Raw genomic sequence first — 19,117 nt, forward strand, 5'->3', positions numbered from 1 at the left:
GGTCACGTCACGTCGCTGGCGTGGCGCCCACACGTCGGAACCTGACCGCTCGGCGGAACTGAGCGGGGTGTCGCGACCGCTCGACGCGCGCTACTCGGCGATGTTCGCCGTGACCGCGTCGATGTACGCCGCACGCTCCTCGCGCGAGTGCGGTCGACCCGGCACGCCCGGTCGCTGCTCCCACGGGAACGGCCCGGCCTCGTGCCGGTACTCGATGCCCATGGCCTCGAGTCGGGCGGTGTGCTCGGCCAGGCGTCCGCGGAACTCGGCGAGGTCGCGCGGCCCGGTGACGTCAGCCGACCACAGTGCCTCGGCGAGGGCGGCGACGCGGGGGAAGAGCTGGTAGTCGAGCCGACGGGCGGTGTCGACGTGCTCCGTCCACATGTTGCCCTGGCCGCCGATGACGTGGGCGCGCTCGGCGTCGGTCAGCCCGGACGGCACCGGGTCGAAGGCGAAGACGTCGTCGACGGTGAGCACGATCGAGACCGGGATCGGCTCGGTCGGCAGGTCGCTCTGGCGGTAGTCGAGGTACACCTGGTCGTCGGGCGACGAGATGACGTCGTGCCCGCGGCGGGCGGCGGTCCGTGCGCCGGTCAGGCCGCGCCAGGAGACCACGGTCGCCGAGGGGTCGAGCGTGCCGCCCTCGAGGATCTCGTCCCACCCGAACGCCCGCCGGCCGTGCGACTCGACGTGTGCGGCGAGCTGCCCGATGATCCAGGCCTGCAGCTGTTCCTCGTCCTGCAGCCCGAGCTCGCGGATGCGCTCCTGGGTGCGCGGGTCGGTCTCCCACTGCACCTTCGGGCACTCGTCGCCGCCGATGCCGATGTAGCCGGAGGGGAAGAGCGCGATGACCTCGTCGAGGACGTCCTTGAAGAAGTCGATCGTGGCGTCCTCGGCGTTCAGGACGTCGTCGGCGATGCCCCACTCCGTCCAGACCTCGACCGGGTCGCCCGTGACGCCGAGCGACGGGTAGGCCGCCAGCGCCGCACGGACGTGCCCGGGGGTCTCGATCTCCGGGACGACGGTGACGAACCGGTCGGCCGCGTAGGCCACGATCTCGCGGATGTCGTCCTGCGTGTAGTACCCGCCGTGCGGGCGGCCGTCGAACCCGGCGACGACGAGTGTGCCGTCCGGACCGGGGACGTGCGCGCCGACCTGGGACTCCCGACGCCAGGAGCCGACCTCGGTCAGGCGCGGGTACTTCCGGATCTCGATGCGCCACCCCTGGTCCTCGGTGAGGTGGAAGTGCAGGCGGTTGATCCGGTGCGCGGCGAGCTGGTCGACGACCCGCATGACCTCGTGCTTCGTGCGGAAGTGCCGGGCGACGTCGAGCATCACGCCGCGCCAGGCGAAGGCGGGGGCGTCCTCGACGACCACGGCGGCGACGGACCACGGGCCGGTCGCGACCCGGCCGCGGCGGTACACGTCCGGGGGCAGCAGCTGCAGCAGGGCCTGCACGCCGTAGAAGACCCCGGCGGGCGAGCCGCCGACGACGTCGATGCCGTCCGGCGTCACCGTGAGGCGGAACGACTCCGCCCGGTCGCCCTCCGGCGTCGTCGGGCCCGCGGGCAGGGACGGGTCGTCGGCGACGCGCAGCGCGATCGTGCCGGCCCCCGGTGCCGTGTCGTCGAGGGCGTCCCGCACCGGCAGCCCGGTCGATCCCCGCAGGGTCTGCTGCAGGTACAGTCGGACGGACTCGCTCGCCGGGTCGGCGGCGATCCGGGTCGACGGGGTGATCTCGAAGGCCCCGACACCGGGAGCGGTGCGGCGCGGTCGTGGGACGAGCATGTCGGAGCCACCATTCCTCAATGATCTTTCGTAATGTGGAGGCTATGACCGTGGAGCAGACCGTGTCAACGACCCCGGGCGTCGCGGGCTCGACCCCCGGCGTCGTGGGGACGACCCCCGGCATCGTGGGGACGACCCCCGGCATCGTGGGGACGACCCCCGGCGTCGTGGGGACGACCCCCGGCGTCCTGCGGCAGATGAACTCGCGGGCGATCCTCGACGAGCTCCTGCGCGACGACGTCTCCCGCACGGTCACCGAGCTCGGCCGCACGGTCGGACTCTCCCGCCCCACGGTCGAGGCCGCGCTCGCCGACCTGGTCGACCAGGGCTGGGTGACCGAGGCCGAGGCGATCGCGACCCCGAACAAGGCCGGTCGTCGGGCCAAGCGCTTCGCGGCGGACGCGTCGGCCGGCTCCGTGCTCGGCGTGGACCTCGGCCTGCACGGCATCGTCGGGGTGCGTGCGGACCTGCGCGGCGTCACGCTCGCCCGCGTCGAGGAGCGCTACGCCGACCTCGCCGACGCCGAACAGGCCTGGTCGAGCGTGCAGGACGTGGTCCGTCGGCTGACGTCGTCCGTCGGCGTGGTCGGTGGCGCCGCGGTCGGTGGCGCCGTCGGCAGTGCGCCGGTGCTCGGTGCCACGTTCGGCGTCCCGGCGGTCGTCGACCGCGACGGCGCGATCGACTACACGGTCGCGGTGCCGGAGTGGGTCGAGCGACGGGTGCCCGGCCGGATCCAGGACCTCTTCCCCGGGGTCGCCACCTTCTTCGACAACGACGCCAAGCTGGCCGCCACGGCCGAGGCCCGGTGGGGGCGGTTCCACGGCGTCCGAGACGGCCTGTACCTGGTGATGGGCCGGCAGATCGGTGCCGCCCTGGTGGTCGACGGCTCGTTGGCGCGCGGTGCGCGCGGTGCCGCCGGTGAGATGGGCGGCATCGCGTCGACCGGCTGGCCCGCCGCACCCGCCCGCCTGGAGGCCCGGATCCCGTCCGACACGGACCTCGAGTCCGTCTTCGCCGCGGCCGCCCAGGGCTCGGTGTCGGCCGTCGAGACCGTCCGCGCGTTCGCGGCTGACGTGGCGCCCGGCGTCGTGCAGCTGGTGACGACGATCGACCCCGAGGTCGTCGTCGTCGGTGGCGAGGTCCTGCCGGCTGCGGAGGTGTTCTGCGCCGCGCTCGACGAGATCGTCACGCCGCAGCTCCGGCACCCCGTGGCGTTCAGCCCGTCGACCGTCGGTCGTGACGCCGTCGCGCGGGGTGCACTCGCCCGATCGCTCTCGCACGTCCGCTCAGCCCACATGGGACTCGGCTGACACCCAGGGAGCGCGCCGGGTCCTGACAGGGCGTTCAGGGATGCTGGGGGCATGACGACTGCCGTGACCGCCCGTGCCATGACCGTCGCCAGTGGCGACTCCACCGCTCCGTCCGACCTCGGCGGGCTCTCCGGCCTGGTGCTCCAGCTGATCGACGCCCTGGGGGAGTGGGGCGTCGGGCTGATGCTCTTCGTCGAGACGGTGTTCCCGCCCATCCCGTCCGAGGTCATCCTGCCGCTGGCCGGGTTCCTCGCGGGCGCCGGCCAGATGAACCTCGTGCTGGTCCTGGTGCTGGCGACGATCGGCTCGTACCTCGGGGCACTGGTGCTGTACTGGCTCGGCGCGGTGATCGGGTTCGAACGCACCACGCGGTGGTTCGGCAAGCTGCCCCTCGTCGACGAGGACGACTTCCGCAAGGCGGCCGGCTGGTTCCACCGGCACGGCAAGAGCGCGGTCTTCTTCGGCCGGTTCGTCCCGATCGTCCGCAGCCTCATCTCGCTGCCGGCCGGCGCCGACCGCATGCACCTCGGCACGTTCTCGGTGTTCACGATCATCGCGAGCGGCATCTGGAACAGCGCGCTCGTGCTGCTCGGTGCCGCGTTCGGGTCGCAGTACGACCAGGTCGAGGCCTACACCGAGTGGATCGACCGCGTGCTCTACGTCGCGATCGCCGTGGTCGTGGTGAGCTTCGTCGTGCGCCGGATCCGCCGTGTGCGCGCCGAGCGGCGTGCGGGCGGACGTGATGACCACGACGACGACGCCGGCAACCCTGCCGTGGGCGGTGCCCGGGGTCGCCGTCGCGCCGAGCCCGCCCGCGACTGAGCCTCAGGCCTTCGTCAGCGCCGACTCCTTGTGGGCGGCCTGCTTGCCGCTCTTCTCCGACTCGACGATCCAGTACGGGTCGTCATCGGTCGGCTTGAAGTGCTGCCCGTCGAACTCGAAGTCGCTCGTCCGCTTCCGCACGAGCGTGCCGGTCGTCCTGCCCTGCGAGGTGTTCCAGTGCACCTCGTCACCCTTCGACAATGCCATGCTGTCCTCCTTGCGCGATTCCTCGTCCTGGTGGAGGTCGGACTGTACCCCGTCGATCCCCGGAAAACCGGGGGAGTAGGGCGATCACGATGTCGTAACGGCCATGCGGATCGAGAGTCGGACGCGTACCGTTTCCCATGAGCCCACACGCCGGCAGCGGCCGCGGAACCACGGGCTCCGGACGGGACGACGGACACCATGACCCTGCTGGACAGCGCGCGGGCGGACACCGTCCTCTCTGCGCGGTACCGGCTCGTGAAGCTCATCGGCACCGGCGGCATGGGATCCGTCTACGAAGCCCGTGACGAGCACACGTACCGGGCCGTGGCCGTGAAGCTCTTCGCGACCCCGGACAAGATGACCACCGCCGACCGTGTGCGCCAGGAACGCGAGATCCGGCTGCTCAGCATGCTCTCCCACCCGGGGCTCATCCCGCTGTACGACGCCGGCACCCACGAGTTCGAGGACGGCCCGCACCGGTTCATCGTGATGGAGCTCATCGCCGACACGACGCTGCTCCGCCGCCTGTCCGAGGGCGCCCTGCACAACTACGAGGTGGCCGACCTCGGTGCGCAGCTCGCCGACGCCCTGGCCTACGTGCACTCGCGCGGCATCGTGCACCGCGACGTCAAGCCCGCCAACATCCTGATCAGCGACGAGGGCTCGTCCGGGTTCGCCCGCACGGTCAAGCTCACCGACTTCGGTGTCGCCCACTTCGTCGACGGCTCCCGCCTGACGAACGACGGCACGGTCATCGGCACCGCCGCCTACCTCAGCCCCGAGCAGGTCGCCGGCGAACCGATCAGCTTCGCCACCGACGTGTACTCGCTCGGGCTCGTCCTGCTCGAGGCGCTGACCGGCAAGCAGGAGTACTCGGGCACCCTGATCGAGGCCGCACTCGCCCGGCTCCGCCGCGACCCCGAGATCCCGGACGACGTCGCCGACGAGTGGCGCGAGCTGCTCAGCCGGATGACCGCCCGCGACCCGGAGCGCCGGCCCACGGCGGTCGCCATCGCCAACGCGCTGCGCGGCGGGTCCACCCAGATCACCGGCCCGGTGCCGCTCGGCCCGGAGCGCGTGAAGCACCAGCGCGATCACCGCATGCACCGCGCCGCCCACCGGCACGCCAAGCGCGGCACGTTCTCGGCGGTGCGTCGCTGGCGCCGGCGGAACGTCCTGGTCGGATCCTTCGCGGCCTTCGGCATGACCGCGGCCTGCGTGGCCGCCTACGTCGCGGGCGCTCTGCACTGATCCTCGTGCGGGTTCCGGACGCCGGGCACGGCGGAACACCGGTGCTCCCGCGTCGAACACCGGCATCCGGGGACGTGACCTGCGAACACCGGTGTTCTCCGGGCAGCGCCACCCTGGCAGGATGGACAGCATGACCGACCAGCGCTGGATCAAGATCTGTGGCCTGTCGACGCCCGACACCGTGGACGCCGCCATCGACGCGGGTGCCGACGCCGTCGGGTTCGTCTTCGCAGCGGGCAGCCCCCGGACCGTCACCGCCGACCTGGCGAAGGAGCTGGTCGAGCGGGTGCCGGACGGCATCGACGCCGTCGGGGTCTTCCGCGACCAGAAGATCGACGAGATCGTCGGCATCGCCTCCGAGGTCGGGCTCACCACGCTGCAGCTCCACGGTGGCGAGTCGGCCTCCGACTTCGCCCGCGCGCGCGACGCCGGCTTCTTCACCATCCGGGCCATCGCGGCCGAGGACTACCTGCGCGAGACGCCCGAACAGCGCGCCGCGTTCGACCACGACCTGCTGCTGCTCGACGCCGCCGTGCCCGGCAGCGGTCGGCTCGTCGACCCGGCCACGATCGACGGCGTGGACGAGGCCTGGATCCTCGCGGGCGGGCTGACCCCGGCCAACGTGGTCGCCGCGGTCGAGGCGCTCGATCCCGACGGCGTCGACGTGTCGAGCGGCGTCGAGTCCGAGCGCGGCGTCAAGGACCCCGCGAAGATCCGTGCGTTCGTCGAGGCCGTCCGAAGCCTGGGCTGAGCGCGGGGCTGCGGACGGCGCCGGGGCCGTCGGCGGTCAGCGCAGGGTGGGGATGAGCTCCGTCAGGAACGCGTCGGTGTCCTCCCAGCCCTGCACCGCGTGGCAGGGGACCCCGAGCGCCTTCACCGGGTAGTCGTTGCCCTCGGCGTCGAGCCGGTCGCCGACGAAGAGCATGTCGTCGAGCGCGATGCCGGTGATCTCGGCGAGACGCTGCATGCCGTAGGCCTTGTCGATGCCCTTGCGGGTGATGTCGATGCTCGTGGACCCGCCCGAGCGGACCTCGAGGTCGGGTAGGTCCTGCTGCACCAGGCGTCGCAGGTGGTCCTTCTTCTCGCCGGTCGGGTCCCACTGCTTCTTGACGTCCACCGGGGCGGACTGGCCGAGGGCGGAGAACGTGATCTGCGACCCGCGGTCCTCGAGGATGGCGCCCCACGTCTCGGACTCCCAGTACCCGGCTTCCTTCGCACGGGCCTCGACCGCGGCGAGGGCGCGGTCCTTCTGCTCGTCGGTGAGGTCCTCGGCGTACTGCAGCGCCCAGTCCTGGTCCTCCCAGCGGTAGTACCGGGTGCCGCAGGTCGGCAGGAGGTGCAGGGCGTCGAGCGTCAGGCCGTCGCGCTGCCGGAGCGGGGTGACCAGCTGCTGCTCGAACTGGGTGAAGTTGCCGCCGGAGATGACCGCGACCGGCACGACCTCGAGCAGGGACGCGAAGGTCTCGAGCATGCGGGGGTCGAGGGAGGACTTCGACGGGGCGAGCGTGTCGTCCAGGTCGAAGGCGACGAGGCGGGGCGTGGTCATGTCCCCGATCCTGCCAGAGCCCGCCGACCACCCGCAGGGTGCGCGCACCCGGGTGCCCGGGTGCTGCGCGATGTCTGCGGGGTCACGCGCGGTGCGTGGCGGGGACCCGGTCGCGGGCGTAGGTGATGTCCGTGTAGCCGTGCGGGGCGGGGTTGCCGTCCTCGTCGAGGTTCACGAAGACGACCTCGTCGATCGTCAGGATGCTGCGGTGTGTGAAGAGGTTGCGCGCCTCGGCCCGCATGGTCAGCGACGTCCGGCCGAACCGGGTGGCGACGAGGCCGATCTCGACGATGTCGCCCTCCTTCGCCGAGGACAGGAAGTTGATCTCCGACATGTACTTCGTGACGACCTTGCCGTTGCCGAGCTGGATGATCGCGTAGACCGCGGCTTCCTCGTCGATCCAGCGGAGCAGGCTGCCGCCGAACAGGGTGCCGTTGGCGTTGAGGTCCTCCGGTCGCACCCACTTCCGGGTGTAGAAGTTCATCTCCGGCGGGGCGTCGTCCTGGTGCTGATCCATGTCACGTCATGGTACGCCGACGGCCGCGCCCCCGCAGGGACGCGGCCGTCGTGGCGATCACGGGCGGCGGGGCCGCCGGTGCTCACTCCTTGACGAGGACGACCTCGTCGAGGGGGATGCGGGTGCGCGGGGCGACCTCGCGCTCCGCGGCCTTGTCGTCGAGCTGCGACGGGTGCGCGACGGTGCCGACGGCCGTGACCGTGTACGGCAGGAACCGCTCGGGCAGGTCGAACGCGGCACGGAGCCCGGCGGCGTCGATGCCCGCCATCTGGTGCACGTGCAGCCCCGCGGCGTGCGCCTGCACGGTCAGGGCGGCGAGCGACTGGCCGAGGTCGTACTGCGCGAAGGGACGCTCCTCGCCGTCGGCGGTCACCGTCTCGAGCACGCCGACGACGAGGGCGCTGGCACGGAACGCCCAGGCGGCGTTGAAGCCGAGCAGGTTCTCGTTGATCTTCCGGAACGTCTCGGTGCCGCGGCGGCCGGCGATGAAGCGGCGGGGCTGGAAGTTCATGGCCGACGGTGCCCAGCGAGCGGCCTCGAGGACGGCGTCGAGCTGGTCGTCCGAGATCGTCGCGGTCTCGTCGTAGGAGCGGGGGCTCCAGCGCTCCTCGAGCAGCGGCACGAGCGGCTGACTGGAGTCGGTGGACCGGGTGAGGGTGTCGGCGTTCGTCGAGGTCATGATGCGCTCAACGGTATTCGATGCGTACGCATTTCCGACCTGAGTGACGTCACATCACCGCCGGCAGGTGCCAGGATGGAGGGGATGGGTGGCGTGTTGACCGGCTTCGCGATCATCGGCGCGATCATCGCCGGTGGGTACGTCGTCGGACGCATCGGCCTGCTGGGCCCGCACGCGCAGTTCGTGATGAGTCGGCTCGCGTTCTTCGTGCTGATGCCGTGCCTGCTGTTCCACACCATCGCGACCGCCGACATCGCGTCGCTGCTGTCGTCGATGCTCTGGGTCTCGCTGCTGAGTGCCGCCGTGGTCGCACTCGGTGCCGCCGCCGTGTTCCGCCTCGTGCTGCGCCGCCCCGTCACCACGACCACCGTCGGCGCCTTGGCTTCCAGCTACGTCAACGCGAACAACATCGGGCTGCCGGTGGCCGTGTACGTGCTCGGCCAGGCGACCGCGGTCGTGCCCGTGATCCTGCTGCAGCTCGTCGTGATGGCCCCGGTCGCGCTGACGATCCTCGACGCGGCGACCGCGGGTGGCGGCGGATGGGGACGGCGGATCGCGGGCCCGTTCCGGAACCCGATCATCATCGCCTCGCTCGTCGGGCTCGTGTGCTCGGCGACGGGGATCACGCTGCCCGACCCGGTGCTCGAGCCGTTCTCGCTCGTCGGCGCGGCCGCGGTCCCCGTCGTGCTGCTGTCCTTCGGGATGAGCCTGCACGGTGCCACCCCCCTGCGGGACCCGGCGATCCGCACCGACGTCATCGTCGCGTCGTCGATCAAGCTCGTGCTGATGCCGGCCGTGGCCTTCGTGTTCGCACGCTTCGTGTTCGGCCTCGGCGACCAGGAGGTCTTCGTGCTCACCACCCTCGGCGCCCTGCCGGCGGCGCAGAACGTCTTCAACTACGCCCAGCGGTACGGGGCAGCGGTCCCGGTGGCGCGCGACGTCGTGCTCATCTCGACACTCGGCTCGGTGCCCGTGCTCGTCGCGATCGCCGCCCTGCTGCACCCGTAGCGGTCGTCGAGACGCCGGCGTGTGGGCTTCCGGACGACGCCGTCGTGTTGTCGAGACGCCTTGATGTCGCCGAGACGCCGCCGGATTCGGAGGCGTCTCGCGCACTTGCCGGCGTCCAGCGGAGACGCCGGCGTCTTCCGCGCCCTGGACGTGCGCCCGGACGGACGGGAGGCCCGTGGCGGGGCCGCACCGGGCCTCCCGTCCGGCTGTGGTGGCGACCACCGCGGATGGTGAGCAGATGCGGTCGGGTCGCGTCCGTTGACCCGACCCGTTCTGCTCACGAAGCACGGGCGGCACGCGCGTACCCTGGCGGGCACGCGGGGCGGACCGCTCCGTGACCGATGACCACGACGAGGAGACCGGCGATGGACACGATGGCGATGATGAAGAACATGTCGATGACGGACATGCCCATGGAGATGGACATGGACGTGATGCAGGACACGATGATGGCGATGAACGCCGCATCGATGGCGGCGACGATGTGCTCCGCGGCCGACATGCGGATGGGCGGCGAGATGGCCACCTGCGCCGCGATGTGCTCGAACACCGCGATGCTGGCCGACACCGGCATGCGGATGATGATGCGTCCGATGGGGATGGACACCGCCGCGATGCAGGCGATGCTCATGGCCGTCGTCGCGATGGGCACCGCGTGTGCCGCCGAGTGCCGCCAGCACCAGGACATGGACGAGTCGTGCCGGTACTGCGCCATGGCCTGCGACGAGATGGTGTCGAAGTGCCAGGCGATGCTCGACTCGATGGCGGCCTGAGCCGCTCCGCCTGAACCGCTCCGCCTACGCGACGCGTGCGGTGGTCTGCCGACCGCCGGCGCTGAGGATCTCCGCGACCGGGTGGTGGGCGACCGGCTCGCCGACCGACAGGACGCCGTCGGCGTCCGCCACCCGCAGCTGCGTGATGCTCCCGTCGAGGAACAGCACCACGGCGTCGGCTGCCCGGGTCTCGACGACGATGCCGTCGCGCCACGCACCGGGGGCCGCGCTCGCCATGAGGCGCTGGATGGGAAGGATCGTCGTGCGGGACATGGCTTCACCTGCTCTCGGAGGGGGGCGGTGCAGGAAACCTACGTCGGCGTGACGGACGGCTCAATCACGGCGGACGCCGGGCGTAACAGAACCGGTCGTGCGTCGTCGCTCCGGGCCGGTGACCCGACTCCGATCAGAAGATCATCGGGCGGTCGTCGTCGAGCGACGTGTCCAGGTCGAGGTCGACCACCACGGGCACGTGGTCGCTCGGGGCGTCGCCCTTCCGCTCGTTCCGGTGGATCGAGGCGTCGGTGACGACGTCGGCGAAGGCCTGCGAGCCGAGCACGAAGTCGATGCGCATGCCCTCGTTGCGCGGGAACCGCAGCTGCTTGTAGTCCCAGTAGGTGTAGCCGTCGGGCACGATCGGGCGGACGACGTCCTGCAGGCCCCGCGCCTCGAACTCGCGGAACGCCTTCCGCTCGGGCTCGCTGACGTGGGTCGACCCCTCGAAGACCCGCATGTCCCAGACGTCCTGGTCGAGCGGTGCAACGTTCCAGTCGCCCATCAGCGCGAGCGGGGTCTCCGGCGAGGCCTCGAGCCACTCAGAGGTGCGGTCGGCCAGCTGGGCGAGCCAGTCGAGCTTGTACGTGTAGTGCGGGTCGCCGAGCTCGCGGCCGTTCGGCACGTAGAGGCTCCAGAGCCGCACGCCGTCGACCGTGACGCCGATCGCGCGGGCCTCGACCGGCAGGTCCGGCCCCTCGTGGCCCTTCAGGAACCCGGGCTGGCCGGGGAAGTCGCGGGTGACGTCCTCCATCGGCAGCCGGCTGGCGAACGCGACGCCGTTCCACTGGTTCAGGCCGTGCGCCTCGACGTGGTACCCCGCGGCCTCGAACTGCTCGACCGGGAACTGCTCCGGCTTGCACTTGATCTCCTGCATGCCGAGGACGTCGATGTCCTCACGCACCAGCCAGTCGACGATCCGACCCACTCGGGTGCGGACGGAGTTCACGTTCCAGGTCGCGACGCGCATGGAACAAGAACCTACCGGTGCCGACTGACGACGAGGTCGGCGAGACCAGCGGCGCGACCGGGCGGCACGTGCGCCGACTGTGCGGGGTCCGGCAGGTGCGCCGCCTGTGCGGGGTCCGGCAGGTGCGCCGCCTGTGCGGCGTACGGCACGATGGTGTTCGCTGGAGACCAGCAATCGATCGCACGGAGGCAGCAATGGCATCGACGACGAATCGCGTCGACGGGACCACGACCGGGGCCACGCTCGGCACCGGGGCCGGGAGCACCCAGCCCGCCGGCACCACCACGACGCAGGTCACCGCCAAGGGCAGGACCATCATCGACGACACGGTCGTCGCGAAGGTCGCGGGCATCGCCGCCCGCGACGTCCCCGGTGTCTTCGCGCTCGGCGGCAACGCCTCGCGGGCGTTCGGCGCCATCCGCGACGCCATCGGCTCGAGTGCGCTCGGTCAGGGTGTCCGCGTCGAGGTCGGCGAGACCCAGGTCGCCGTCGACCTGACCATCGTCGTCGACTACCCGACGCCGATGATGGAGGTCGCCTCCGCGGTGCGCGCCGCCGTCACGAACGCCGTCACCGAACTCGTCGGCCTCGAGGTCACCGAGGTCAACATCGCCATCAACGACGTGAACATCCCGGCGCTCAACGGCGTCGCGGACGAGCTCGACACCCGGGACGGTCGAGTCCGGTGAACGCCACCGTCGTCGGGATGGGCACCGGCGCCCTGCTCGCGATCGTCGCCGTGACGCTCGGGTTCTGGGCGTTCGTCGTCGTCGCCGTCTGCATGGCGCTCGGCGCTCTGGTCGCCCGCATCGTCACGGGTGACGTCGACTTCCGCCGCCTGCTCGACGTGCTGCGCGGACGCCGGAGCTCGTCGTGAGCGACGCCGCCGTCGCCACGACCGGCGACAGCGGCGTCCGGCTCCGCGGCTCCGACCGCATCGGCACGTCGGCGCTGGTGCACACCGCCCAGGCGGTCGCCGCCGAAGCACTGCACGTGGCCTTCCGGGAGGTCCGTGCCCGGGTCGCCGACGACGGTCGCGGCGCACTGGCGGTCGAGATCACCGCCCCGCTCGCCCTGCCGGTGCTGGGCTCGCACGCACTCCCCGACGAACCGGTCGTCGCCACGGCGCACCGGGCTCGCGGCACGATCGCCGAACGTTTCCGGACCATCACCGGCCGACAGGTCGCCCGCGTGACCGTGACCTTCGCCTCGTCGGTCGTGGACACCCCACGGAGGGTCCGGTGACTGCCGCCCCCGCCGTCGGGCGCACCGATCCGGTCGTCCCCGCCGGCCCCTCGCACGACGACCACCACGCCACCTACCGCCGCCTGCTGCGCCGCGAGACCCACGTCTCCCGCTCCGCCGCCGTCGTCGTCGCGATGCTCATCGCCCTGGTGCTCGCCGCCGCCGCCGTCTTCGCCGGTGCGCTCGTCCTGCTCGACCAGAACGTCCTGGGTGTCGACCCGCGTGCCGTGGCCGACGCCGCGCTCGCGGCCCCGGACGGTCTCGAGACCACCATCGTGATCGGCATCGGCGCCATCGTGGCCCTGATCGGGCTCGTGCTGTTGCTGCAGGGGATCCTGCCCCAGCGCCGTCCGCGGCACGTGATGGCGTCCGATCGGCTCGCGGTCGTCGTCGACGACGAGGTCCTGGCCTCCGCTGCGGCCCGCGCCGCCCGTTCCGCGACCCGTCTCGGCGCCGACGCAGCCGTGGGTACCGTCGGCCGCCGCACGGTCGACGTCGTGCTCCGGCCCGCAGCCGGGGTGGACGTCCCCGCGGTCGCCGCGACCGAGGCCGTCGAGCGGGAGTTCGCCGCGATCGACGCGCAGCCGCCGCTGGCCGCGCGGGTCCGGGTGCAGCCGACGGGGCGGGTGGACGGATGAACGCCACGAACCGTGGGCTCGGCCGGACGGCGCTCGTCGTGCTCGGGCTCGTCCTGCTCGTCGCAGGGGTGGCGGCGATCCTGGTGCAGACCGCACAGGGGCTGCCCCTCGTCGCCTCGGGGTGGCGCGCGGTCGGCGATGCCCTCGCCGGACTCGGCAACGGGGCATCGCGTGACGACTCGGTGTTCGCCTGGACCTGCGTGCTCGGCGGTGGCGTCGTGCTCGGCGTGCTCGCCCTCGTCGTGCTGACGACCCTCGGCGGTGGCCGCGAGGGCACCGTCGTGGACAGCGACGGTTCGGCGGACGGCGTCGCCGGGGCGGTGCGCATCGAGTCCACTGCCGTGCAGCACGCGCTGTCCTCGGCCATCGGCGAGATGCCGCAGGTCGATTCGCTCGCCGTCGACGTCTACCGGGTCCGTGGCGGTCGGGCGATCCGGGTGCGGGTCCGTCCGCGCCGGGGTGCCGCGCCGCGCGAGATCACCGAACGGGTCGAGGCCGTCGTCGCCGACCTGGACGCCCTGCTCGGCGAACGCCTGCCCGTGCTGCTCGAGATCGCCCGTGGTGGGTCGGGGTCCTCCCGCCCGGACCGCGTGCACTGAGCGTCGCCGTGGTGCGCTCGATCGGTGGACTGCCCCGGCCGGGCGAGACGGTCCCGGTGCCGCGCATCGTCACCGACGTCGCGCGAGGGCGTGAGGTCGCGCTCGTCTGGCGCAACCAGATCGGTGGGACGACGTTCCGTGTCGGACCGGACGCGCACGCCGAGGAGTTCGTGAAGGTGCTGCCGCACGCGTACGCGACGTGGATCAGCGGTGAGGCGGGACGGCTGACCTGGGCATCCCGGTACGCCCGGGTGCCGGAGGTGCTCGGCCACGGCACCGACGACGACGGCGTCTGGCTGCACACCCGTGCCGTGCCCGGGTGGAGCGCTGTCGACCCGCGCTGGCACGACGAACCCCGGACCGCTGTGGTCGCGGTGGGCGAGGGCCTGCGCGCGCTGCACGACACGTTGCCCGTCGACGACTGCCCGTTCACGTGGGCGACCGCGGACCGGCTCGATCGCGCGCGTGCAGCCGTCGCCGACGCCGACCGCGGACCGAGCGCGCTCGGTCCGGAGCCGCCGGCCGACCGCATCGTCGTCTGTCACGGTGACCCGTGCACGCCGAACACGTTGATCGGTGCGGACCGGCGGTGGAGCGGGCACGTCGACCTGGACGCGATGGGCGTCGCGGACCGCTGGGCCGACATCGCGGTGGCGACGATGGCCCTCGGCTGGAACTACGGACCCGGGTGGGAGCCGCTGTTCCACCGGGCGTACGGGCTGCCGGACGACCTGGAGCGCACCGCCTGGTACCGGGCGCTGTGGAACATCGACGTGGACGACGTCGGGAGTGTTCCGAGCTGATGGGGCTCGGTCTCCCTCTGCCGGTTCGGGTCGGGTCGGGTCAGATCTTGGGTGGGCTGACGATGGGGTCGTCCCATGCGGGGAACGGCGGGAAGACGCCCGGGAGCGAATGATCGGGGTAGGCCGCATCGTTCCGTCCTCCGACTGCTTCCGAGAGGGCGCTGGCGTCGTTGGTCCAGAAGAGTTCGCTGTAGACGGTGATGGGGTTGTCGCCGTTCTCCTGCGCGGCGTACTGGATCTGCCAGCCGTCGCCGGTGGTGGCCCAGACCTCCTGGTCGCCGGTGATGGTGCGGCGTTCGATGGTCCAGCCCTGGTCGGTGAACCAGTCGATCATCGGCTGCAGGTCGCGTTCCTGGTCAAGGGTGCCGGGCGGGGACCAGAGCCGGGTGGTGCTCATGTCGTAGCTGTTCTTCGTGTCGGACCCGGGCAGAGCTGCGACGCCGTCACCGCCGATCAATGGAACACGGTCGCCGCCACCCCACTCCCATTCGCCGTCGTGGACCTGGAGTTGCGCGGCTTTCAGGAGCCGCTGCATGTGTTCGTAGTGGTCGCGGTAGGCGTCGTACTCCTGGTGGAGTGACATCTCCGCGACGTCGTCCTGGGTCAGGCCGGCTGCGTCGGTGGGCATCTGGTCTCCTCCTGGTGCGCACCCGGTCAGTAGTCCCAGGGTCAGGGCTGTCGTCGTGATGGTCCGGAGCATCGGTTCAGATCTTCGGCTTGTTGACGATGGGGTCGTCCCACCGTGGGAAGTCTGGGTAGACGCCGGGGAGGGACCGATCAGGGAACTTGACGGTCGAGCGTCCGTAGATGGCCGTCGAGAGAGCGCGTGCGTCGTTGGTCCAAAGGGGTTCACTGTAGACCTCGAGCGTGTACCGGCCGTTCGTCTGTGCCGAGTAGACGATCTGCCAGCCGTCGCCGGTGGTGGCCCAGGCCTCGTGGTCACCGGCGGCTGTGCGTTGCTCGTTGTCCCACCCCTGCTCGGTGAAGTAGTCGATCATCGGTTGCAGGTCCCGCTGTTGGCCGGTGGCGCCAGGCGGGGACCAGAGCCGCCCGCTCCGCATGTCGTAGCTGTTCTTCGTGTCCGAACCTCGTAACGGGGCTACGCCGTCGCCGCCGATCTGCGGGACGACGTCGCCGCTGTCCCATTCCCATTCGCCCTCGTGGACCTGGAGTTGCGCGTTCCGCAGGAGCCGCTGCATGTGCTCGTAGTGGTCGCGGTAGGCGTCGAACTCTTGGTGCAGGGACATCTCGGCGACGTCGTGCTGGGTGACGCCTGCTGCATCGGTGGGCATCTGGGTTCCTCCTCCCGCGCACCCCGACGGCAGCCCGAGCGTCAGGGCAGCAGTCGTGATGGCACGGAGCATCGGTCGCATGGTCTTCATCATGGCTTCCCCGTCGCGATGATCTTCGCGATGGTCTGTTGTGCGGTGGCAGCTCGGGACAGGTAGCCGACGCCGCTGTCCGGGAACATGTCGTGCCCGGTGACGGCGCTGCCGCCAGGGGACTCGTCAGCGCCGAACGTGTCGACGTCCGGAAGGTCGCGTGGATCGGTGCGTCCGATCCGGCCGAGGATCGCTGTGCGGTCAGCGGAGCCCTCGGTCGCGTACACATGGTCCACGTTGAGGTGCTCGGGAGTCGTGGTGTCGGTGAACCCGACGGAGCCGTACGTGACGAGCGCGTCGACCCGGTACCGAGTCTGCGCGAGCGCTTCGGCCGCGGTGGTGGACCCGTAGGAGTGCCCGAGGACGGTCAGGGACTGCGGCGCGCTGCCCCGGCTGTCGTGGATCCCGTCGAGGAACGACGCGAGGTTCGCTCCGCCCGCGTGCGCGCGGTCCTGACCCGGGACCTCGATGACACCCGGGGCGCGGTAGCCGATCCACGACACGACCGCGAACGACTCTGCTCGTCGATGCTTCCACGCGGTGCCCAGAAGACCGTTGGCGGCGCGGACCTTCTCATCCATGCTGTCGAGGGTGGTCATCGCGCCGGGCACGTTGACAGTCACGTTGGACGCCGTGTCCAGATCGCCGAGCGCGACGGCGGCGACGAGAGACCCGCTCGAGACGCCGAACCCGACGAGCTGTGCGACGGCGCTCGAAGGGGCTCGGACATCTGCCGCCAAGCGATCGGCACGCTTGAGCCCGTCGCGGAGGCCGAAGACCTGCTCCCGGAACTCGTCGAGACTGACCGCACCGTAGGTGTACGGCAGCCCCATCAGCCGGTACAGCCGCTCTGGGTCTCGTACCGCGGCCGAGAGGACGGCCCTGGACGCGATGTCGCGCTGCGCTGCCGGGACGCCGTCAAGTCCTGCGAACTGCAGCTGCGTGGTCAGGGGCAACGCCCGGATGTCGGCGTCGGTGAAGCCGAGCGCGGCCCAGGCCGCTGCGACCTCAGCCGTGGTCAGGGACGGATCGAGCAGCCGCTGCAGCCCGGGTAGCAGTTTGGAGGTACCGGCGACGTCGAGCGCAGCGTTCGCGAGGGAACCGCCGCCCGCGGCGCTGAACGCGCCCGCGATCCGATCGATCCACGACGCGTCGTCGGCGTTCTCGGCAAGGTAGTCGGCGAAGCCACCTGGCAACGACGCCCCGTCGACCGGGACCCAGCTGCAACGATTGCGGAACACGGTCCACGCGTTGCGAACCCGCACGAGGTCTTGCTCCGTCGAGGAGTCCTGCACCCGGGCCACGGCAGCGAACTTCCGCAGCCGAGCTGGATCTGCCCCGCTCCGTCCTCCGGACCGGCCACCGGTGCGCTGCCGCGAGCACGCGCTGAACACCGCGGACACCGGAGAAGGTCGCTGCGGCGTGCCCGATGGTTCAGGGTCGAACACCGAGCTGCTCCAGTCGAGCACGGGTTGCGACGGGAGCCCGCCACCGGCGCGCACCAGGTCACGATCAGCTTCGCGCTGCCGCCACGCAGCGAGGTCGGCCAGGCGCTGCCGTTCCTCGTCCGCCTGCCGCTGGGCGATCCGCAGCTGGTCGGCCATCGCTTCGAGCGCCGTCACGAGCCGGATGCGGTCGGTCGACTCCGTCACCCGAGCTGTTTCGAACAGCCGCGCGTACGCACCGTCGAAGTCGTGCAGTGCGGCCTCGGCGTTGTTCCGCCGCGGCCCGGCGCTGGCACGCAGTGAGAGTGCCACCTCGGCCGTGCAGTCGACCAACCGCGACGCCGCTGCGTCGTCGAACTCGATCCCCATCGTCCCCCCACCATCCGAACTGGTCGATGGGAGAAACGTAGCATTTCAGCGGTGCAGTATGAAATGAGGAGCGTACGACTGTGGGGAACACCGAACCGCCGCCCACTGGGAGTGGACGGCGGTCTGGTGAACGAGCTGGTTAGAAGGCGACCCCGCGTGCACCCATGAAGGGCACCGGGTCGGTGGTGGCGCCGTTGAGGTGCACCTCGATGTGGCTGTGGCACCCGGTGGACTGGCCGGTCGACCCGACGAGCGCGATGAGCTGCCCCGCCGCGACTCGCTGGCCCTGGGCGACCCGGAAGCCACCGTTGACGATGTGCCCGTAGGCGGTCTGCACGCCGTTGCCGTGGCTGATCCGGACGTAGTTGCCGTACCCGCCGTACCAGCCGACGTAGTCGACGGTGCCGGCGGAGGCGGCGACGATCGGGGTGGAGCAGCCGCTGGCCAGGTCGACGCCGTCGTGCTTGATGACGGTGCCGTGGATCGGGTGCACGCGGTAGCCGTACGGGCTGATGACGTACCCGCTCGCGGGCCGGACCCAGCCGGTACCGGAACCGGACCCGACGGCGCCGCCGCCGCCCGAACCACTGCTGCCGGTCGACCCGCCGGCGGGAGCGCCGCCGCCGGAGTTCGCGGAGTCGGCACGAGCGGCAGCCGCTGCCTGGGCCAGGGCTTCGCGCGCGGCCTTGGCCTCGGCGGCCTTCCGCACCTTCTCGCCCTGCGCGAACTCGGCCTCCGTCCGGACGCGGCCGGAGGTCAGGGTCGCGAGCTGGGCGTCGAGTCGGGCCTTGTTGGACTGCTGTTCGTCGTAGGCGGCCTGCACGGTGTCGGACGCCGCCTGGGCTTCCTGCATGCGTGCCTCGGCCTTGGCTGCCAGACCCTTGAGCTCTTCTGCGGCACGGTCGGCCTGGGCTTCGAGCGAGCGGGCGACACCCGCGTCGATGCTCGCGGCGGCCTGCACTCGTTCGGCCTGCTCGGAGAGCTTGCTCAGGGCACCGAGGTCGTAGAGGAGATCGCGGGCATCGGCGCCCTGCGTGAGGACGGAGGTGGTGACGTCCGCACCGCCGGAGCGGGACATCTGCGCGGCGAACTGACCGGCCTGCGCGGCGCTCTGCTCGGCGACCTTCGCGTGTTCCTCGGCGTCGGCGCGGAGCTGCTGTTCCTTCTCAGCGGCTTCCTGTGCGTCGGCCTGGGCGTCGAAGAAGACCTGCCCGAGCTTCTTGGCCTTGGCCTCGGCCGCCGCGACCTTGGCGTTCAGGTCGCTGATGATGCCCTTGATCTCGGTGATCTGCCCCTGCTTCGCGGATTCCTTGCCACGGGCGGACTCCACTTCGTCCCACGTGGGGTAGGTCACCGCCTGGGCAGCCGGAGCATCGGCGATGACCGTGCCGACGAGGCCCGCGAGCGCCAGGCCGGTGACGGCGAGGCGCAGGCGCACGGGGACACGGTGGGCGCGGGGGCTGGTGGGGCGAGACATCGAGGACGAGCCTAT

25 protein-coding genes are annotated in these 19,117 nt (G+C 71.4%); 12 read left to right on the top strand and 13 right to left on the bottom strand.

Features of this window, described 5'->3' with window-relative positions; genetic code table 11:
• Positions 1-90 precede the first annotated feature (90 nt).
• Positions 91-1,788: a beta-N-acetylhexosaminidase gene (locus DEJ35_RS03455; protein WP_111090175.1), complete on the bottom strand. Its 1,698-nt coding sequence runs from the start codon at positions 1,786-1,788 to the stop codon at positions 91-93.
• Between the two features lie 62 nt (positions 1,789-1,850).
• On the opposite strand from DEJ35_RS03455, the gene DEJ35_RS03460 reads away from it, so the two are divergent.
• On the top strand, positions 1,851-3,098 hold the full coding sequence (locus DEJ35_RS03460) for an ROK family transcriptional regulator (protein WP_146244737.1): 1,248 nt from the start codon (positions 1,851-1,853) through the stop codon (positions 3,096-3,098).
• A gap of 51 nt (positions 3,099-3,149) precedes the next feature.
• Positions 3,150-3,920, top strand: coding sequence for a DedA family protein (locus DEJ35_RS03465; protein ID WP_258378427.1), 771 nt, complete (start codon positions 3,150-3,152; stop codon positions 3,918-3,920).
• Positions 3,921-3,923: 3 nt separating this feature from the next.
• Here DEJ35_RS03465 and DEJ35_RS03470 read toward each other — a convergent pair whose 3' ends face one another.
• Entirely contained in the window at positions 3,924-4,127 is a 204-nt protein-coding gene (locus DEJ35_RS03470; protein ID WP_110858760.1) for a DUF2945 domain-containing protein, read from the bottom strand.
• 198 nt (positions 4,128-4,325) lie between these two features.
• Here DEJ35_RS03470 and DEJ35_RS03475 point away from each other — a divergent pair, with 198 nt between their 5' ends.
• On the top strand, positions 4,326-5,378 hold the full coding sequence (locus DEJ35_RS03475) for a serine/threonine-protein kinase (protein ID WP_110858761.1): 1,053 nt from the start codon (positions 4,326-4,328) through the stop codon (positions 5,376-5,378).
• Positions 5,379-5,508: 130 nt separating this feature from the next.
• Complete coding sequence (locus DEJ35_RS03480; protein ID WP_027464868.1) at positions 5,509-6,129, top strand: phosphoribosylanthranilate isomerase; 621 nt, start codon at positions 5,509-5,511, stop codon at positions 6,127-6,129.
• Positions 6,130-6,165: 36 nt separating this feature from the next.
• On the opposite strand, the gene DEJ35_RS03485 is transcribed toward DEJ35_RS03480, so the two are convergent.
• From DEJ35_RS03485 to DEJ35_RS03495, 3 genes are all read right to left on the bottom strand, one after another.
• On the bottom strand, positions 6,166-6,924 hold the full coding sequence (locus DEJ35_RS03485; protein ID WP_111124337.1) for an HAD-IIB family hydrolase: 759 nt from the start codon (positions 6,922-6,924) through the stop codon (positions 6,166-6,168).
• A gap of 82 nt (positions 6,925-7,006) precedes the next feature.
• Positions 7,007-7,441: an acyl-CoA thioesterase gene (locus DEJ35_RS03490; RefSeq protein WP_017886352.1), complete on the bottom strand. Its 435-nt coding sequence runs from the start codon at positions 7,439-7,441 to the stop codon at positions 7,007-7,009.
• An 82-nt stretch (positions 7,442-7,523) separates the two neighbouring features.
• A complete protein-coding gene (locus DEJ35_RS03495; protein ID WP_110858762.1) occupies positions 7,524-8,120 on the bottom strand; it encodes a nitroreductase family protein in 597 nt (198 codons plus the stop codon).
• A gap of 84 nt (positions 8,121-8,204) precedes the next feature.
• Between DEJ35_RS03495 and DEJ35_RS03500 the strand changes: the two genes are divergently transcribed.
• Positions 8,205-9,128 carry an AEC family transporter gene (locus DEJ35_RS03500; RefSeq protein ID WP_111124338.1) on the top strand — a complete coding sequence of 308 codons (924 nt, stop codon included), beginning with the start codon at positions 8,205-8,207 and terminating at the stop codon, positions 9,126-9,128.
• A 277-nt stretch (positions 9,129-9,405) separates the two neighbouring features.
• Here the strand turns inward: DEJ35_RS03500 and DEJ35_RS17170 are convergent, their stop codons facing one another.
• Positions 9,406-9,555 carry a hypothetical protein gene (locus DEJ35_RS17170; protein WP_181435501.1) on the bottom strand — a complete coding sequence of 50 codons (150 nt, stop codon included), beginning with the start codon at positions 9,553-9,555 and terminating at the stop codon, positions 9,406-9,408.
• On the opposite strand from DEJ35_RS17170, the gene DEJ35_RS03505 reads away from it, so the two are divergent.
• Positions 9,554-9,901 (top strand): aldehyde dehydrogenase, encoded by a 348-nt coding sequence (locus tag DEJ35_RS03505; protein WP_258370281.1) that lies wholly within the window; start codon positions 9,554-9,556, stop codon positions 9,899-9,901. The two genes, DEJ35_RS17170 and DEJ35_RS03505, sit on opposite strands and share 2 nt — an antisense overlap.
• Before the next feature lie 24 nt (positions 9,902-9,925).
• Here the strand turns inward: DEJ35_RS03505 and DEJ35_RS03510 are convergent, their stop codons facing one another.
• From DEJ35_RS03510 to DEJ35_RS17175, 3 genes are all read right to left on the bottom strand, one after another.
• A complete protein-coding gene (locus tag DEJ35_RS03510) occupies positions 9,926-10,174 on the bottom strand; it encodes a nuclease (protein WP_111124340.1) in 249 nt (82 codons plus the stop codon).
• Positions 10,175-10,307: 133 nt separating this feature from the next.
• Positions 10,308-11,144, bottom strand: coding sequence for an exodeoxyribonuclease III (locus tag DEJ35_RS03515; protein ID WP_111124341.1), 837 nt, complete (start codon positions 11,142-11,144; stop codon positions 10,308-10,310).
• Between the two features lie 11 nt (positions 11,145-11,155).
• Positions 11,156-11,293, bottom strand: a complete 138-nt coding sequence (locus DEJ35_RS17175) for a hypothetical protein (RefSeq protein WP_181430057.1) — start codon at positions 11,291-11,293, stop codon at positions 11,156-11,158.
• A gap of 45 nt (positions 11,294-11,338) precedes the next feature.
• Between DEJ35_RS17175 and DEJ35_RS03520 the strand changes: the two genes are divergently transcribed.
• From DEJ35_RS03520 to DEJ35_RS03545, 6 genes are read left to right on the top strand one after another with little or no spacing between them, the layout of a single operon-like run.
• Positions 11,339-11,833 carry an Asp23/Gls24 family envelope stress response protein gene (locus DEJ35_RS03520; RefSeq protein ID WP_110858766.1) on the top strand — a complete coding sequence of 165 codons (495 nt, stop codon included), beginning with the start codon at positions 11,339-11,341 and terminating at the stop codon, positions 11,831-11,833.
• The gene (locus tag DEJ35_RS03525) at positions 11,830-12,021 is read left to right on the top strand and encodes a DUF2273 domain-containing protein (protein WP_110858767.1); all 192 of its coding nucleotides are present in this window, start codon (positions 11,830-11,832) and stop codon (positions 12,019-12,021) included. Before DEJ35_RS03520 ends, DEJ35_RS03525 begins: the two co-directional genes overlap by 4 nt.
• Positions 12,018-12,389 carry a hypothetical protein gene (locus DEJ35_RS03530; RefSeq protein ID WP_111124342.1) on the top strand — a complete coding sequence of 124 codons (372 nt, stop codon included), beginning with the start codon at positions 12,018-12,020 and terminating at the stop codon, positions 12,387-12,389. The genes DEJ35_RS03525 and DEJ35_RS03530 overlap by 4 nt, the downstream gene beginning before the upstream one ends.
• The gene (locus DEJ35_RS03535) at positions 12,386-13,027 is read left to right on the top strand and encodes a hypothetical protein (RefSeq protein ID WP_110858769.1); all 642 of its coding nucleotides are present in this window, start codon (positions 12,386-12,388) and stop codon (positions 13,025-13,027) included. The genes DEJ35_RS03530 and DEJ35_RS03535 overlap by 4 nt, the downstream gene beginning before the upstream one ends.
• On the top strand, positions 13,024-13,626 hold the full coding sequence (locus DEJ35_RS03540) for a hypothetical protein (RefSeq protein WP_111124343.1): 603 nt from the start codon (positions 13,024-13,026) through the stop codon (positions 13,624-13,626). The genes DEJ35_RS03535 and DEJ35_RS03540 overlap by 4 nt, the downstream gene beginning before the upstream one ends.
• Positions 13,627-13,634: 8 nt before the next feature.
• Entirely contained in the window at positions 13,635-14,429 is a 795-nt protein-coding gene (locus DEJ35_RS03545) for an aminoglycoside 3'-phosphotransferase (protein WP_220036868.1), read from the top strand.
• Positions 14,430-14,469: 40 nt separating this feature from the next.
• On the opposite strand, the gene DEJ35_RS03550 is transcribed toward DEJ35_RS03545, so the two are convergent.
• From DEJ35_RS03550 to DEJ35_RS03565, 4 genes are all read right to left on the bottom strand, one after another.
• Complete coding sequence (locus DEJ35_RS03550) at positions 14,470-15,057, bottom strand: hypothetical protein (RefSeq protein WP_111124344.1); 588 nt, start codon at positions 15,055-15,057, stop codon at positions 14,470-14,472.
• A gap of 76 nt (positions 15,058-15,133) precedes the next feature.
• Positions 15,134-15,814, bottom strand: coding sequence for a hypothetical protein (locus tag DEJ35_RS03555; protein WP_111124345.1), 681 nt, complete (start codon positions 15,812-15,814; stop codon positions 15,134-15,136).
• Positions 15,811-17,625 (bottom strand): alpha/beta hydrolase, encoded by a 1,815-nt coding sequence (locus DEJ35_RS03560; protein ID WP_111124346.1) that lies wholly within the window; start codon positions 17,623-17,625, stop codon positions 15,811-15,813. Before DEJ35_RS03560 ends, DEJ35_RS03555 begins: the two co-directional genes overlap by 4 nt.
• A gap of 139 nt (positions 17,626-17,764) precedes the next feature.
• Positions 17,765-19,102 (bottom strand): peptidoglycan DD-metalloendopeptidase family protein, encoded by a 1,338-nt coding sequence (locus DEJ35_RS03565; RefSeq protein WP_111192072.1) that lies wholly within the window; start codon positions 19,100-19,102, stop codon positions 17,765-17,767.
• Between the last annotated feature and the right edge of the window lie 15 nt (positions 19,103-19,117).

The sequence above is a fragment of the Curtobacterium sp. MCPF17_051 genome (assembly GCF_003234595.1).
In the GTDB taxonomy this organism is placed as follows: Bacteria; Actinomycetota; Actinomycetes; order Actinomycetales; family Microbacteriaceae; genus Curtobacterium; species Curtobacterium flaccumfaciens.

Excerpts from the sequence above, each read along its gene's own strand:
- DEJ35_RS03455 (WP_111090175.1), bottom strand. The coding sequence starts at position 1,788 with ATGCTCGTCCCACGACCGCGCCGCACCGCTCCCGGTGTCGGGGCCTTC.
- DEJ35_RS03465 (WP_258378427.1), top strand. The coding sequence starts at position 3,150 with ATGACGACTGCCGTGACCGCCCGTGCCATGACCGTCGCCAGTGGCGAC.
- DEJ35_RS03470 (WP_110858760.1), bottom strand. The coding sequence starts at position 4,127 with ATGGCATTGTCGAAGGGTGACGAGGTGCACTGGAACACCTCGCAGGGC.
- DEJ35_RS03475 (WP_110858761.1), top strand. The coding sequence starts at position 4,326 with ATGACCCTGCTGGACAGCGCGCGGGCGGACACCGTCCTCTCTGCGCGG.
- DEJ35_RS03480 (WP_027464868.1), top strand. The coding sequence starts at position 5,509 with ATGACCGACCAGCGCTGGATCAAGATCTGTGGCCTGTCGACGCCCGAC.
- DEJ35_RS03485 (WP_111124337.1), bottom strand. The coding sequence starts at position 6,924 with ATGACCACGCCCCGCCTCGTCGCCTTCGACCTGGACGACACGCTCGCC.
- DEJ35_RS03490 (WP_017886352.1), bottom strand. The coding sequence starts at position 7,441 with ATGGATCAGCACCAGGACGACGCCCCGCCGGAGATGAACTTCTACACC.
- DEJ35_RS03495 (WP_110858762.1), bottom strand. The coding sequence starts at position 8,120 with ATGACCTCGACGAACGCCGACACCCTCACCCGGTCCACCGACTCCAGT.
- DEJ35_RS03500 (WP_111124338.1), top strand. The coding sequence starts at position 8,205 with ATGGGTGGCGTGTTGACCGGCTTCGCGATCATCGGCGCGATCATCGCC.
- DEJ35_RS03505 (WP_258370281.1), top strand. The coding sequence starts at position 9,554 with ATGGACGTGATGCAGGACACGATGATGGCGATGAACGCCGCATCGATG.
- DEJ35_RS17170 (WP_181435501.1), bottom strand. The coding sequence starts at position 9,555 with ATGTCCATCTCCATGGGCATGTCCGTCATCGACATGTTCTTCATCATC.
- DEJ35_RS03510 (WP_111124340.1), bottom strand. The coding sequence starts at position 10,174 with ATGTCCCGCACGACGATCCTTCCCATCCAGCGCCTCATGGCGAGCGCG.
- DEJ35_RS03515 (WP_111124341.1), bottom strand. The coding sequence starts at position 11,144 with ATGCGCGTCGCGACCTGGAACGTGAACTCCGTCCGCACCCGAGTGGGT.
- DEJ35_RS03520 (WP_110858766.1), top strand. The coding sequence starts at position 11,339 with ATGGCATCGACGACGAATCGCGTCGACGGGACCACGACCGGGGCCACG.
- DEJ35_RS03540 (WP_111124343.1), top strand. The coding sequence starts at position 13,024 with ATGAACGCCACGAACCGTGGGCTCGGCCGGACGGCGCTCGTCGTGCTC.
- DEJ35_RS03550 (WP_111124344.1), bottom strand. The coding sequence starts at position 15,057 with ATGCCCACCGACGCAGCCGGCCTGACCCAGGACGACGTCGCGGAGATG.
- DEJ35_RS03555 (WP_111124345.1), bottom strand. The coding sequence starts at position 15,814 with ATGATGAAGACCATGCGACCGATGCTCCGTGCCATCACGACTGCTGCC.
- DEJ35_RS03560 (WP_111124346.1), bottom strand. The coding sequence starts at position 17,625 with ATGGGGATCGAGTTCGACGACGCAGCGGCGTCGCGGTTGGTCGACTGC.
- DEJ35_RS03565 (WP_111192072.1), bottom strand. The coding sequence starts at position 19,102 with ATGTCTCGCCCCACCAGCCCCCGCGCCCACCGTGTCCCCGTGCGCCTG.